The sequence below is a fragment of the Tatumella morbirosei genome (assembly GCF_000757425.2).
Classification (GTDB): domain Bacteria; phylum Pseudomonadota; class Gammaproteobacteria; order Enterobacterales; family Enterobacteriaceae; genus Tatumella; species Tatumella morbirosei.
Genome location: NZ_JPKR02000003.1, coordinates 1,126,985 through 1,142,788, shown reverse-complemented (window position 1 = coordinate 1,142,788; position 15,804 = coordinate 1,126,985). Strand labels below are relative to the sequence as shown.

Genomic DNA, 15,804 nt, shown 5'->3' with positions numbered 1-15,804 from the left:
CGGCACAAACAGGATTGTTGTCGGAGGTCCGGGAGAGTGGTGTTTTTGCTGATATTTGTTAACAGAATGCTGCAAAAGGCGATTCTTTTGGATTATCTGTTCATCGGCCAATGTCAGGAAGACTTTCCGGCAACAGGGAAAACTGGCCCGGGCCGACAGACTGATTTTGAATAGCTGATTTAATTATCAAAGGATGAACGCTATGCCAGTAGTCCCTGACCAGCAGGTTATTCGTCAGATCATCTCCGGGCACTATGCCGATCCATTTTCGTTTTTGGGAATGCATCTGGTGGCGGCCAGTGTAGAAGTGCGTGCCTTGTTACCCGATGCCGATCAGGTGTGGGTTATCGACTCCAAAAAACAAAGTCGGGTGGCTGAACTCCAACGTTATGATGATGGTGGGGTATTTATTGGAGTGATTCCGCGCCGAAAGAAAACGTTTCGTTATCAACTTGAGGTTCGCTGGGGCGATGATACCCATTTGCTCGATGATCCTTACCGTTTTGGCACCCTGATTCAGGATATGGATGCCTGGTGGCTGGCTGAAGGTAACCATCTGCGTCCTTACGAAGTGCTCGGTGCCCACCCGACGGTCTATGATGAGGTACCGGGCGTCACCTTCGCTGTATGGGCCCCGAATGCACAGCGGGTATCCGTCGTCGGAGAATTCAACTTTTGGGATGGCCGTCGTCATCCGATGCGGTTGCGCCGGGAAAATGGTATCTGGGAACTGTTTGTTCCAGCGGTACAGGAAGGGCAGTTATATAAATTCGAGATTATTGACTGCCATGGGAATACCAGTCTGCGTGCCGACCCTTACGCTCTGGAAACCCAAATGCGGCCGGAAACGGCATCACTGGTTCGTCGGTTACCGGAAAAAGCTCCCGCTTCTGAGTTGCGTCGCCAGGCAAATGCACTGACTTCGCCGGTCTCCGTCTATGAGGTTCACCTTGGATCCTGGCGTCGTCATACCGACAATAATTACTGGCTGAGTTATGGGGAACTGGCCGAACAACTGGTTTCTTATGCTAAATGGATGGGGTTTACCCATATTGAGTTGATGCCGGTCAGCGAACATCCGTTTGATGGTAGCTGGGGATATCAGGCACTCAGTATCTACTCTCCGACCCGGCGTTATGGTTCACCTGATGAGTTTAAAGCGTTTATTAATGCTGCTCACGAAGCCGGTCTGAACGTTATCCTGGACTGGGTACCGGGACATTTTCCTTTTGATTCACACGGTCTGGTGCAATTCGATGGCACGGCACTGTATGAATATGCTGACCCCCGAGAAGGATTTCACCGCGACTGGAACACACTGGTTTATAATTTTGGCCGCAATGAAGTACGTAACTATCTGGCCGGGAACGCTCTGTACTGGCTCGAACGCTATGGGATAGACGGTCTGCGGGTCGACGCTGTGTCTTCCATGATTTATCGCGATTACAGTCGACCGGACGGAGAGTGGCTGCCAAATTATTATGGCGGCCGCGAAAATCTCGAAGCTATCGCTTTTCTGCGTTATACCAACCATACCATCGGCAGTGAAGCCCGTGGGGCAATAACTATGGCCGAAGAATCCACCGACTATCAGGGAGTCACTCTGCCGCCGGAGCACAATGGGCTGGGCTTTCATTACAAATGGAATATGGGCTGGATGAATGACTCATTGCGCTATATGCAAATGGATCCAGCATATCGCAAGTATCACCACAACCTGATGACCTTCGGTATGGCCTATGCCTATACCGAAAATTTTATGTTGCCGCTGTCCCATGACGAAGTGGTACATGGTAAAGGTTCATTGCTGGATAAAATGCCCGGTGATTGCTGGCAAAAATTCGCTACTCTGCGTGCTTACTTCGGCTATATGTGGGCACATCCGGGTAAAAAGTTACTGTTTATGGGCAGTGAATTTGCCCAGGGCCGGGAATGGAATGTGAACCAGAGCCTGGACTGGCACCTGCTGGAGGAGCCGGCAGGCTGGCATAAAGGCGTTCAGTCACTGGTACGTGACCTGAATCACTGTTACACCGGACATCCGGCGATGTATCAGCTGGACTTCGATCAGCGAGGCTTTGAATGGTTGGTGGTGGATGATAGTGAAAATTCGGTTTTTGCTTTTGTCCGTCGGGATAACGAAGGTAATGAGATGTTGGTGGTCAGCAACTTCACGCCGGTAGTTCGTTATAACTATCATATTGGTGTGTCAGAACCCGGACGCTACCATGAAGTGCTCAATACCGATTCTGTCTATTATCGTGGCAGCAACCTTGGTAATCAGGGAGAGGTCATCACTACTGATGAACCGATGCATCAGCGCGAATATTCGCTTTCACTGCTACTGCCCCCACTGGCCACGTTGTATCTGTGGCGGGAGGCGATGTAATGAGCGTACTGTTGCCGGGCAAACCTTATCCTTTTGGTGCCAGCCTGCAGGACAATGGGGTAAATTTCTGCGTTTTCTCGGCTGCTGCAGAGAAAATAGAGCTATGCCTGTTTGACAGTAAAAATAACGAACAAAGACTGGAGATGACGGCCCGCACCGGCAATCTGTGGCATGGATTTTTGCCGGAGGCTAAAGCCGGTCTGCGCTATGGTTATCGTGCTTACGGTACGTTTGACCCGTTACGTGGTCTGCGGTTTAACGGTCAGAAACTGCTGATTGACCCCAGTGCCCGGGCGCTGGAAGGCTCACTGAAGGATGATGCCCATCTCAATGGCGGTATATACCAGCCTGAACCGGTGGATACCGCCTACCGGGTCCCCAAATCCGTGGTCACCGACGAACACTTTGACTGGGAAGACGATACCCCCCTGATGACTCCGTGGGGGCAGACCGTTATTTATGAGTCCCATGTGCGTGGTCTGACTATGCTTCATCCGCAGATTCCGGAAGATATCCGTGGGACTTATCTGGCTCTCGCCCATCCTGCCATGCTGGCTCATTTCAAAAAACTGGGTATTACTGCAGTAGAACTGTTGCCGGTCGCTCAGCATTGTGATGAGCCCCGGTTGCAGCACAGGGGATTGCACAATTATTGGGGCTATAACCTGCTGGCGGCCTGGTCACCGGAACCCCTTTATGCCACCCATCGTCAGGGGAGTTCGGCAGCCAAAGAACTAAAAACGGCGGTGAAAGCTCTGCATCAGGCGGGGATTGAAGTAATCCTGGATGTGGTATTTAACCATACCGCTGAACTGGATATCGATGGCCCGACACTCTCGCAACGCGGGTTAGACAACACCAGTTGGTACTGGCTGAATGCGGATGGAACGAATAAAAATGTCACCGGTTGTGGTAATTCGATGCGGCTGACAGATAACGATGTGGTTGGTTGGGTATTGTCATGCCTGCGTTACTGGGTCGAACAGTTCCATATTGATGGTTTTCGTTTTGACCTGGCACCGCTGCTGGGACGCACCCCGGAGTTTCGTAGTGACTCGCCGATGCTGCGGGCAATCACCACCGATCCGTTGTTGAGCCGTTGCAAACTGATTGCCGAACCCTGGGATATAGGCCCGGGGGGATATCAGCTTGGGAATTTCCCGGCGCCTTTCGCCGAGTGGAACGACCAGTGGCGGGATGGGATGCGGAAATTTTGGTTGCACGGGACGCTGTCAATGGGCGATTTCGCCGGGAAACTTTCCGCGTCTGCCTCTCTTTTCAAACACGAAGGAAGATTACCGAATGCGACCATCAATATGATTACGGCGCATGATGGTTTTACCCTGCAGGATTTAGTCAGTTTTAACCACAAACATAATCATGCTAACGGTGAAAACAACCGTGACGGCCATGATGATAATTACAGCCAGAATCATGGGGCTGAGGGGCCAGAGGCCAGTGACAGCGTTATTGTTCAACGGCGCCTCAGTCAGCGGGCTTTACTGGCAACCTTGCTGCTATCCCAGGGGACACCGATGCTGCTGGCCGGAGATGAAATCGGACACAGCCAGCAGGGAAATAATAATGCCTATTGTCAGGATAACCGGCTGAGCTGGCTCAACTGGCAACGGGCTGATTATGCGCTGACTGACTATGTGAGTGCTCTGATTAAGTTAAGAAAAAAAATTCCGGCGGTCACGCTTAATCGCTGGTGGACGGAAGGTTCCGGAGATGTGGTGTGGCTTAACCGTCACGGACAACCAATGACGACAGATCAGTGGCTGCAACCCGGACTGCAGTGTCTGCAAATATGTTTATCTGACCGCTGGTTAATGGTGGTCAATGCTTCACTTAATGACGTCGATATGACATTACCCACGGGTAGCTGGCATGCCGTTGCACCTTTTGATAATCCTCTCCGTACCCTCGCTGACGGCTTATCCTGTCGGTCTATGGCAAAAACAGTCTGTGTATTCACCCGGGATCTACCAATAACACCAGGAAGGATTCAGCCATGACTACATTAGAGATGAATGATCGCATGATGCTGGCCCGGCAGTTACCGGGAAAATCGGTAGCACTGATTCTGGCCGGTGGTAAAGGGTCAAGATTACAGGGGCTGACAGCGACCCGTGCCAAGCCGGCAGTCCACTTTGGCGGCAAATTCCGTATTATCGATTTTGCTCTGTCAAACTGCCTTAATTCAGGTATTCGACGAATCGGGGTGATCACTCAATATCAGTCACATACGCTGGTACAGCATATTCAGCGTGGCTGGTCCTTCCTGAATGAAGAGATGAATGAATTTGTTGATTTGCTGCCGGCACAGCAACGGCAAAGTTCCGGCCACTGGTACAGGGGCACGGCAGATGCCATCTGCCAGAATCTGGATATTATCCGCCGCTACCGTGCGGAATATATTGTGGTGCTGGCCGGTGACCATATCTACAAAATGGATTACTCCCGGATGTTGATTGACCACGTCGAGAAAGGCGGAGAGTGCACCGTGGCCTGTATTGAAGTTCCGCGGCAGGAAGCGGGTGCCTTTGGCATTATGGATGTCGCGCAGGATGGTCTGATCCTGTCTTTTCTTGAAAAACCAGCAGATCCGCCGGGTATTCCCGGACAGCCGGATAAATCGCTGGCCAGTATGGGGATCTATATTTTTAACGCCGCTTATCTGTTCCGCCTACTGGAACAGGATATGGCAAATGAAAAATCCAGCCATGATTTTGGCAAAGATATCATCCCGCTTATTACGCGGGAAGGTAAAGCCCGGGCGCATTCTTTTAGTCTCTCTTGTGTGACATCCAGCGATGATCTGCCGCCTTACTGGCGTGATGTTGGTACGCTGGATGCTTACTGGAGGGCAAACCTCGATCTGGCCTCTGTGACACCAGAGCTGGATATGTATGACAGTCACTGGCCGATCCGCACCCATATGGAACCTCTGCCACCGGCAAAATTTGTTCAGGATCGTTCCGGTCGGCATGGAATGACGCTGAATTCGCTGGTCTCCGGAGGATGTGTTGTTTCCGGATCGGAAGTGGTGAATTCGGTTTTATTTTCACGTGTCCGGATCAACTCATTTTGCAATATTGATACCAGCATCCTGTTACCTGATGTGGTGATTGGCCGATCCTGTCGTTTGCGCCATTGCATTATTGACCGCGCCTGCCAGATCCCCGAAGGCATGGTTATCGGTGAGAATGCCGAAGAAGACAGTCGCCGTTTTTACCGCACGGAAAGCGGTATTGTGCTGGTTACCCGCAGAATGCTGGAAAAATTATAACGCGCGGTGTACCCGCCGGATTACTGTACAACGCGCCATGCGGATTGGCTGACGCGAGACAAATCAGGAGCTCCAATGCGAATATTACATGTTTGTTCCGAGCTGTTTCCTCTACTCAAAACCGGTGGTCTGGCTGATGTTGCCGGGGCATTACCTGCGGCACAGATTGCTGGTGGTGACGATGTTCGTGTCCTGATTCCGGGCTTTCCGGATATCAAAAAAGGGCTGGGAGAAACCCACCGGGTTACGGGTATTGATACCTTTGCCGGATATGTTGAATTGCGCTACGGCACTTTTCAGGGGGTGGGCATCTATATTATTGATGCCCCCGGTTTATATGACCGGCCGGGTAGTCCGTACCATGATCAGTCGTTAAATGCCTATGGGGATAACCATCTGCGTTTTGGGGTGCTTGGTTGGGTGGCTTGTGAACTGGCAGGTGGGGCTGATTATTTATGGCGACCGGAAGTGGTGCACTCCCATGACTGGCACGCCGGGCTGGCCTCTGCCTACATTGCGGCACGCGGGTACCCGGTGAAGACTGTGTTTACGGTTCATAATCTGGCCTATCAGGGGCTGTTTTATGCTCATCATTTACATCAGTTGTGGCTACCGGATGATTTCTTCAGGATGCATGGTCTGGAATTTTACGGGCAGATCTCATTTCTGAAAGCCGGTCTGTTTTATTCCGACCATATAACGACAGTCAGCCCGACCTATGCGCGGGAGATTACCCGACCGGAATTTGGTTATGGGATGGAATCTCTGCTCTCAGAACGTCAGTTCCAGGGCCGGCTGACCGGAATTCTGAATGGTGTGGATGAGGATATTTGGGACCCGGACAATGACCCATTGCTTACTGCGCGCTACAACGCTGAGCATTTGCAGTCTAAAGCACAAAATAAAACATCGCTGCAACGGACGATGGGACTGGACACTGACAGTTCACGGCTACTGTTTGCAGTGGTCAGTCGGCTGACCAGCCAGAAAGGATTAGATTTAGTATTGGAAGGACTACCGGAGTTGCTTTCCCAGGGCGGGCAACTGGTATTACTGGGCGCTGGTGATGTACCACTACAGCAGGCATTTCTGGCAGCGGCGGCGGAACACCCCGGTCAGGTCGGGGTGCAGCTGGGCTATCACGAAGCGTTTTCACACCGGATTATGGCCGGGGCAGATGTGATTATGGTCCCCAGTCGTTTTGAACCCTGCGGACTGACTCAGTTATACGGACTGAAATACGGCACTCTGCCTCTGGTCAGACGTACCGGGGGGCTGGCGGATACCGTTGTGGATTGTGCTATCGAAAATCTGGCGGATAACACGGCCAGTGGTTTTGTGTTTGAGGAGAGTAATGGTAAGGCCATCAGTAATGCTATCCGCCGTGCTTTTGTGTTGTGGAACCGCCCACGCCACTGGCGCAATGTTCAGCGCCATGCAATGCGTCAGGATTTTAGCTGGTCGGTGGCTGCACGAGTCTACCAGCAACTTTATCAGCGTTTAACCGGCACAGAATTTCAATGACGGTTAGCGGCGACCTTTACCTGTTTGATTTGTGAAACTGCACACCAGCATCAAGGAATACAACGCTATGACATCACCGTTTATTTATAACGCCCCAACTGTCAGTGTGGATGCGCTTAAGCATTCCATTGCTTACAAGCTCATGTTTATTCTCGGTAAAGATCCAGCCATCGCGACGAAGCATGACTGGCTAAATGCCACGCTGTTTGCGGTGCGTGACAGGATGGTCGAACGCTGGCTTAAATCTAACCGGGCGCAACAGTCTCAGGATGTGCGCAAAGTCTATTACTTATCAATGGAGTTTCTGATTGGTCGTACCTTGTCCAACGCGCTTCTGGCACTGGGGTTGTACGATGACATCAATAAAGCGTTAGATGAGATGGGATTGGACCTCGAAGACCTGATCGATGAGGAAAATGACCCGGGGCTGGGGAATGGTGGTTTAGGCCGTCTGGCGGCCTGTTTCCTTGATTCACTGGCCACCCTTGGCTTACCGGGCGGGGGCTACGGGATTCGTTATGAATACGGGATGTTTGCCCAGAAAATTGTTGATGGTCAACAGGCCGAATCTCCGGATTACTGGCTGGAGTATGGTAACCCGTGGGAGTTCCAGCGCTACAGTACCCGCTATAAAGTCCGGTTCGGTGGCCGTTTGCAACACGAAGGTTCTAAAACCCGCTGGCTGGAAACCGAAGAAATTGTCGCGGTGGCTTATGACCAGGTGATCCCGGGATTTGATACTGATGCCACCAATACCCTGCGGTTGTGGGGGGCTCAGGCCAGTAACGAAATTAACCTGGGTAAATTTAATCAGGGTGACTATTTTGCTGCGGTGGAAGATAAAAACCATTCCGAGAACGTGTCACGGGTACTCTACCCGGACGACTCGACTTATTCGGGGCGGGAACTACGTTTGCGCCAGGAGTATTTCCTGGTATCGGCGACGGTACAGGATATTCTTAAGCGACATCATCGCACTCATCAGACCTACGATAATCTGGCGGATAAAGTCGCCATTCACCTGAATGATACCCATCCGGTACTGTCGATTCCTGAACTGATGCGACTGCTGATTGATGAGCATAAATTTAGCTGGCAAAAAGCCTGGGATACGGTCAGCAAAGTTTTTTCATATACTAACCACACCCTGATGAGCGAAGCGCTGGAGACGTGGCCGGTCGATATGCTGGGGAAAATTCTGCCGCGTCATCTGCAGATCATTTTTGAAATTAATGAATATTTCCTTAATGAAGTGGAAGAGAAAGTCCCGGGTGACGATGACCTGAAACGTCGCGTATCGATCATTGACGAGAACAATGGCCGCCGTGTTCGTATGGCCTGGCTGGCGGTGGTGGCCAGCCATAAGGTGAACGGGGTCTCTGCACTGCACTCCGACCTGATGGTACAGTCTTTGTTTGCCGATTTCGCGCGGCTTCACCCGGATCGTTTCCTGAATATGACCAACGGGGTAACACCGCGTCGCTGGCTGGCGCTGGCCAATAAGCCGCTCTCCGATCTGCTGGACGATGCCATTGGCCATCACTGGCGTACCGACTTAAGCCAGTTGGAAGAACTGAAACAGGATATTGATTATCCAAGCTTTTTACAGGCTCTGCAGAAAGCTAAACACGACAATAAAAAGCGGCTGGCAGGTTACGTCGCCGATAAACTGGAAATAGTGATCGATCCACACAGTCTGTTCGATGTGCAGATTAAACGTATTCACGAGTACAAACGTCAGTTGCTGAATGTGCTGCATGTTATCACCCGCTACAACCGCATTATCGATGATCCGGAGGCGGAAGTGGTACCACGTACCGTGATTTTTGCCGGTAAAGCGGCCTCGGCCTATTATGCAGCTAAACAGATTATCCACCTGATCAACGATGTTGCCACGGTGATTAACAATGATCCCCGTACCCGTGAAAAACTGAAAGTAGTGTTTATTCCTAATTACAGCGTCAGTCTGGCACAGTTGATCATCCCGGCTGCGGATCTGTCAGAGCAGATCTCTCTGGCAGGAACCGAAGCTTCCGGGACCAGTAATATGAAGTTCGCCCTGAATGGTGCGTTGACCATCGGAACCCTGGACGGGGCCAACGTCGAAATGCTGGAGCATGTGGGTGAAGATAATATCTTTATTTTTGGTAACACCACACCGCAGGTCGAAGATCTGCGGAAAAATGGTTATAACCCACATGATTATTATGATAAAGATCCCGAACTGCACCGGGTACTGACGCAGATTGCGACCGGCACCTTCAGTCCGTCAGAACCAAAACGTTATCATAATCTGTTCGACAGCCTGGTCAACCTGGGGGACCATTATCAGTTGCTGGCCGACTACCGTAGCTATGTTGATACCCAGGATAAAGTCGATGAACTGTATCTGCAAAAAGATGAATGGTCACGCCGGACCTTACTGAATATCGCCAATATGGGGTATTTCTCGTCCGATCGTACCATCAGCGAATATGCAGAGAAAATCTGGGAAATCAGCCCGGTGAAGATGTAACTCTGTAATGGCGGGGCAGGGAGTTTCTGCTCCGCCGTATGATCCCGAAAATAAAAAACCTCTGCTCCGTTGAAGTCCACCGTTTCTGCTTCTTCTTGTATTTCAGTATTCACTATTCCCACCATAGCTAACCCAGCCAGACCCGGAGCAGTGGATTAACAGGCTGTTTTCCTGTCTTTGGGAATCACATTAGCGTACACAAATCTGTTTGGTGCAGAGGTTACCGGCGGCGTATAACATGCTGAGTGTCTGTTTCTTAAAATGCTGCTTCTGCTGTTACCGATATCAAAAATTTCGGCAATGCCGGCACCCACCACAGGATTCTTTTTCGATATGCATACAGATAAAAAATTTCGTTTATATCGTCCGCTGAAAGGGATAACTCATACTTTCGGCGATGAATGGTTTGCATTAAAAGCAGAAGCTTTCGCCCGTTTTTTCGGGACACCCACCTTTCTGATTGGCCAGACCATCGCGGTGATCGTGTGGATTGTACTGAACGTTGCTGGCCTGCTTAAGTTTGATCCTTATCCGTTTATTCTACTCAACTTAGCTTTTAGCATTCAGGCGGCTTATGCTGCCCCCTTGATCCTGTTGGCGCAAACCCGCCAGGCGGAGCGCGATCAGGCACATGCACTGGCCGATGCACAACATCGCGAAGATCTGGATGCTGCTATGGCAAGTCGCCAGGTGCTATCTGAAGAGTTGTCTGAACAGCTGCTCGAATTGCTGAAGCAAAATACCCAACTGACTCAACAGACCCTGCAAATGGCTGAGCGTATCGAAACACTGACCCGGCAGCTTGAGCAGCGTTAATCGTGTTATTTTTACCCGGAGACTACAATGACCCGGATGCTGACCAACAGAAAAAGCGCAACAACAAAATGCATGCATTCTCTGACAGGAGTAGGGGTGTTACAGGGATAATCCCGGGCTAAACAGGGCAAAGCTGCTGTTTAGTTATCTGAAACACAGGTAACACTTGTAAAAACCTGAGCCTTTACGGTAGGATACCCACCGCTGTCGGGCGTTAGCCAACGTTGCCGCCAGAGTCCTCTTAGTTAAATGGATATAACGAGCCCCTCCTAAGGGCTAGTTGCAGGTTCGATTCCTGCAGGGGACACCATCGTACCTTTCAGGACCCTCCATACACCTCAGCGAATTCCTGATAAACACTGACTCCAGCTGGATTTAATTTCCATGCCCGTCCATACATGTTCATTGACAGCCGCATACTATCCTGGGTAAAAATTGGTTAAAGTTCATTTACCCGCAAAGCATTTCTGTTTCATTCTCTGTTATCCGTCACCGGTGAGGTTGCAGGATACATTTTCGCCGGCTGTAGTTACCGACGAAGCCGGTATGAATGCTGTACCAACTGCCGGAAAGAAGCTTTGCGGAGCAGATTTTCAGTTACGGTTTATTTTCCTGTTTATCCGGATAAAGTATCTTCAGAACATCTTGTTTCGAAAGGTCAAAAATATCAAGATCCTGATTATCATCTCTTCCCTGCATATAAATAGATTTTTCATTTTTAAAATTCTGGTGATGAGTCATAAAGAGTGCCATCAGATAATCGATATCTTTGGCATTCAGGGATGTTTTTAATTTTATTACCTTGTTGTAGCACTCAGGATCATAATCACCGGTTCTGTCTTTCAGCAAACATTCACTTAACATAAATGAGGGTTCGCTATGACCCAGGTTATATATTGAAATAATATTAATTGCTTCCCGGTACTCCCCGGATGAAGCAAGTATTCCGGAGTACATGCGCAGGATGTTGATGTTTTCGGGATTATCTTTGTAAAGCTGATTTAATTGCTTCATAGCCAGAGTCTTAGAAGATTTATCATCAGACATTATGTACTCTCTGACCAGGCCAGAGGCAGTAATAGTTGATAAGTCCTGACTGGATTCAGCATAAACCCCGGGAGTTAGTATAAACAATGCCGGTATTAATAATTTTTTTATGCTCATATCATCCTCTGCTGAACGGTGTCAGAAGTATGGTTTTTCTGAGAGAGGATGGTATAGGAACAGCACTGCCAGTATACCCTGATTCATAAATATATCCGGCGGTGATTTCTATTTTTGGTGACTGAATTGTATTACTGTTTATCAGAAAGCGAGTGGTTCCAATAAAAATGTCATTATTGCCTGTAGCAACATACTCACCTGATTGTCTTTGTAAAGAGTATTCTCTGTAACTTAATAAATCCCTGACCTTACACCAAAATAAAACATTACCATTTCCAGCAGCCCTGGCTGCATTGGTTGCGCCGGTCGCAGATACTGAAAGCTGCTTTCCGGCCGGAATATTTTCGTCATAAACGGTTAACTTCACTGAAAAGCTGGCATGTATACCCACACCCTCAATTCTGAGGTCGGCAAACTGAGAATAATGCAATGATTTTATTGCCATAACAGATTCACTCCCTGTGAAAAATGTTCACCGCACCATAGCAAAAATGTGACGTTGTTCATAGGTCAGTAGTCAGAGCGAGTTTGTCTATGTTGGCAGCGAACTGCTTTATCTTTACCGGACAGCCCTGATCCAGAATAGAGGTGATCACAGACTGAATACGGGGAGATTAGGGTGGAAAAATTGTTATATGGCGTGGCCTATTACCGCGAATATCTGCCGGAAGAGCGGCTGGATGAAGATATTCGGCTAATGAAAGCGGCGGGAATTAATGTGGTGAGAATCGCTGAAAGTACATGGAGTAGTTATGAGCCGCGGGATGGAGAGTTTGATTTCTCGCAGGTGTTAACAGTACTGGACCGGATGCATCAGCATCAGATTTCAGTCATCATCGGCACTCCCACCTATGCGCTCCCCGGCTGGCTGGCAAAAAAACATCCTTCAGTGATGGCAGAGACACCACAGGGAGTGAACAAATACGGTCACCGGCAAAAGATGGATATCACCAGCCCTGTTTATCTGTTCTATGCCGAACGGATTATTCGCCGATTGCTGGCCGCTACAGCCCGCCATCCGGCGGTGATCGGTTTTCAGGTCGATAACGAAACTAAATACTACGACACCTGTGGTTCGCATGTTCAGCGGGATTTTGTGCAACACCTGAAACAGCAGTTTGCCGGTGATACCGATAAGTTGAATGCCGAATTCGGTCTGGATTACTGGAGTAACCGGATCGATGACTGGGAAGATTTTCCGCCGCTGGAAAGTACCATTAATGCCAGTCTCGGGGCCGCTTTTCAGCGATATCAGCGCGAACTGGTGAGTCAGTTTCTTTGCTGGCAGGTCCGGCTGGTTCATGAGTATCGTTTACCACAACAGTTTGTAACCCATAACTTTGATTTTGAATGGCGGACCTGGTCGTTTGGTGTGCGAGGTGAGGTTGACCACTTTGTGGCATCCCGTCCGCTGGATATCACCGGGGTTGATATCTATCATCCCGGGCAACACGCACTGACGGGCGCAGAAATCGCTTTCTGCGGGGATATTGCCCGTACCACCAAAGATAATAATTATCTGGTACTGGAAACCCAGGCTCAGGCCTTCAAAAACTGGACACCTTATCCTGGTCAGTTACGCTTGCAGGCCTTCAGTCATATAGCGTCCGGAGCTGCAATGGTTGGCTACTGGCACTGGCATTCGCTGCATAATTCCTATGAAACCTACTGGAAAGGGCTACTGAGTCATGATCTGCAGCCCAATCCTGTCTATCACGAAGCACAACAGATAGGGCAGCAATTTGCCTGTTTATCGCCGACACTAGCGGGACTGAAGAAGTGCAACCACGTGGCGCTATTGGTCAGCAATGATTCACTGACCGCGATTGACTGGCATCCGTATCAGGGCCATCAGTTTGGCCGGCATAAACAGCACCAGTATAACGATCAGGTTCGCAGTTATTACGATGCGCTGTACCGGTTGAATATCGAGGTTGATGTTCTTTGCGTCGATGACCCTCGGGTGAACCGTTATCAGTTGCTGATTGCACCCTTACTCTATGCGGTTTCCGACCAGTCACTTCAGCGTTTAAATCAGTTTGTAGAGCAGGGGGGGCATGTGCTCTATTCGTTTAAATCCGGTTTTGCGAATCAGCATCTTAAAGTGCGGCATCAGCGCCAGCCGGCGGTGATCCGTGAAACTATTGGCGCCAGTTATCAGTTATTTGTTGAACCTCATGAGGTCACTTTACAGTCAGATGTACTGCAGCTCGACGGGGAAGACGCGGTGGTTACTGACTGGATGGAACTGCTGGAAACTGACGGGGCAGATACCGAAATCTGGGCTCGATATCAGCACCCCTACTGGGACCAATATGCTGCAGTGGTTCATCATCAGTATGGTGCCGGTACTGCAACCTATATCGGTTGTCCGCTGACTGCCGGGGTGTTATCCGGCGTTATAACCCATTTAACCCGGCGAATCGAACTGACCATTGACAATGGCGGGTTGCGTTTTCCTCTGGTTGTTAAACGGGCGATTAGCCGGACAGGTTCAGCTCTGTTGTTTCTGTTCAATTACTCTGCGCAATCACAGGAGGTGACTCTGCCTTTTGCTGGCGGCCATGAATTGCTGACGGGAAGTCGTTTCGCTCAGGGCAGTGTTCTGACACTGCCCGACTGGGGTGTAGCAATCTTTGAATCGGAGACTGCATAATGGCTATCGGTGATGTAAATAGTGATCTGCAACCTGTCGGGCTGCGCGAACGGCTGGCTTTTGGTATCGGGGATTATGGTACTAACCTGACTTATACCCTGATGGTGACTTTCCTCGCTTACTTTTATACTGATGTGGTGGGTATATCAGCGTTACTGATTGGCTCACTGATGTTTTTTGCCCGGGTACTCGACGGTCTGATTTGTATATTCGTCGGGATCCGGATTGATAAAACAAGCTCCCGACTGGGAAAAGCGCGTCCCTGGGTACTCTGGACTGCGGTACCGTTTGGCCTGGCGGCATTTTTAATGTCGACCGTGCCGGCCATCAGCTATCCGCTAAAAGTCGCCTATGTCTGCGCCACCTATTTACTGGCGAATATTTTTTTTACCGCCAACAATATCGCTTATGGATCGCTGCTGGCACTGATCACCCGGGATACTTATCAGCGTGGTATCCTCAGTGTTTTCCGTAAAGGGCTGTCTACCTGTGGGTCGCTGACTGTCGGGGTACTGACCCTGCCGCTGGTAGCGTTCTTTGGCAACAGCCATACCTCGTGGGTCATCGTGTTTGGTATTTTAGGTTTCTTTACTGCACTTTGTCTGTTGCTAACGGCACTGGGCACCAAAGAGCGTGTGACTCCGGTGAGTAAAGATAACAGCCAACGAATCAATGCCCGCCTGGTGATGCATTCCATGCTGGCGAATCGCTACTGGATGATGATCTTCTTTTATCTGCTGATTACTTTTACCAGCCTGACAGCACTGTCATCGGTCGGAGTTTACTACTCTAAATATATCCTGTCAGATGTCAGCCTGATTGCTTATATCAGCATGGCGCAATATATCCCGGGTTTGTTGACCCTACTGATTATCCCTTTTTTGCTAAAAAAGCTGGGCAAACGCAGGTTGGCGATGACCGGACTATTGGTTTGCTGCATCGCTTATCTGATCCCCTTGCTGGGAAAACAGGATGCAGTGTTTGTGATTATTTCGACCGTAGTGCGCAGTATTGGGTTCTGCGGAATCGGTGCAACGATGTTTGCGCTGTTGGCTGACACCATTGATTATGGGGAATGGCGAAGCGGATTACGGATTGAAGGGATACTGTTCAGTGCCGGAACACTGGGGCAGACGCTAGGGATGGGGCTGGGAACGGCCAGTGTGGGATGGATACTCGGCGCAGCAGGATTTATCAGTGGAGGCAATGGACCCCAGTCAGAAACGGTTATCCACACCATTGAGTTTTTATTTATCTGGTTCCCGCTGCTGTTAGCAGTAATGAACATGATAATACTGTGGTTTTACCGGCTGGATAGTTTTTACGAAACTGTGGCCCGCGATCTGTCGGCTGGGCGTTATTCTGCAGAAAAGGATACCCGGAGAGTCAAAACCAGGCAATTACAGGGCCTGCCGTGAGCTTCTTCACAAACTTTCAGCTCGTTACCC

Annotated in this window: 10 protein-coding genes and 1 tRNA gene; 9 read left to right on the top strand and 2 right to left on the bottom strand. The window is 49.8% G+C overall.

Going from position 1 to position 15,804, the window contains the following annotated elements:
• Positions 1–202: 202 nt before the first annotated feature.
• The 7 genes from glgB to HA49_RS08055 all read left to right on the top strand — a co-directional run bounded on the left by glgB (position 203) and on the right by HA49_RS08055 (position 10,846).
• Complete coding sequence (gene glgB / locus HA49_RS08085) at positions 203–2,389, top strand: 1,4-alpha-glucan branching protein GlgB (protein WP_038021914.1); 2,187 nt, start codon at positions 203–205, stop codon at positions 2,387–2,389.
• On the top strand, positions 2,389–4,407 hold the full coding sequence (gene glgX, locus HA49_RS08080) for a glycogen debranching protein GlgX (protein WP_046791718.1): 2,019 nt from the start codon (positions 2,389–2,391) through the stop codon (positions 4,405–4,407). Before glgB ends, glgX begins: the two co-directional genes overlap by 1 nt.
• The gene (glgC, locus tag HA49_RS08075; RefSeq protein WP_038021912.1) at positions 4,404–5,681 is read left to right on the top strand and encodes a glucose-1-phosphate adenylyltransferase; all 1,278 of its coding nucleotides are present in this window, start codon (positions 4,404–4,406) and stop codon (positions 5,679–5,681) included. Before glgX ends, glgC begins: the two co-directional genes overlap by 4 nt.
• 75 nt (positions 5,682–5,756) lie before the next feature.
• Positions 5,757–7,205: a glycogen synthase GlgA gene (gene glgA / locus HA49_RS08070; RefSeq protein WP_038021909.1), complete on the top strand. Its 1,449-nt coding sequence runs from the start codon at positions 5,757–5,759 to the stop codon at positions 7,203–7,205.
• A 67-nt stretch (positions 7,206–7,272) separates the two neighbouring features.
• On the top strand, positions 7,273–9,720 hold the full coding sequence (gene glgP / locus HA49_RS08065) for a glycogen phosphorylase (RefSeq protein ID WP_038021906.1): 2,448 nt from the start codon (positions 7,273–7,275) through the stop codon (positions 9,718–9,720).
• 333 nt (positions 9,721–10,053) lie between these two features.
• Positions 10,054–10,536, top strand: a complete 483-nt coding sequence (locus tag HA49_RS08060; RefSeq protein WP_038022710.1) for a DUF1003 domain-containing protein — start codon at positions 10,054–10,056, stop codon at positions 10,534–10,536.
• A gap of 235 nt (positions 10,537–10,771) precedes the next feature.
• Positions 10,772–10,846: transfer RNA gene (locus HA49_RS08055), tRNA-Arg, on the top strand.
• 287 nt (positions 10,847–11,133) lie between these two features.
• Here HA49_RS08055 and HA49_RS08050 read toward each other — a convergent pair.
• Together HA49_RS08050 and HA49_RS08045 are read right to left on the bottom strand one after the other, a co-directional pair.
• Positions 11,134–11,700 (bottom strand): tetratricopeptide repeat protein, encoded by a 567-nt coding sequence (locus HA49_RS08050; protein WP_038021903.1) that lies wholly within the window; start codon positions 11,698–11,700, stop codon positions 11,134–11,136.
• 1 nt (position 11,701) lies between these two features.
• Positions 11,702–12,145, bottom strand: a complete 444-nt coding sequence (locus HA49_RS08045; RefSeq protein ID WP_038021901.1) for a hypothetical protein — start codon at positions 12,143–12,145, stop codon at positions 11,702–11,704.
• 174 nt (positions 12,146–12,319) lie between these two features.
• On the opposite strand from HA49_RS08045, the gene HA49_RS08040 reads away from it, so the two are divergent.
• Positions 12,320–14,356, top strand: coding sequence for a beta-galactosidase (locus HA49_RS08040; protein WP_038021899.1), 2,037 nt, complete (start codon positions 12,320–12,322; stop codon positions 14,354–14,356).
• Positions 14,356–15,774 (top strand): MFS transporter, encoded by a 1,419-nt coding sequence (locus tag HA49_RS08035; RefSeq protein ID WP_038021896.1) that lies wholly within the window; start codon positions 14,356–14,358, stop codon positions 15,772–15,774. Before HA49_RS08040 ends, HA49_RS08035 begins: the two co-directional genes overlap by 1 nt.
• Positions 15,775–15,804: the final 30 nt, after the last annotated feature.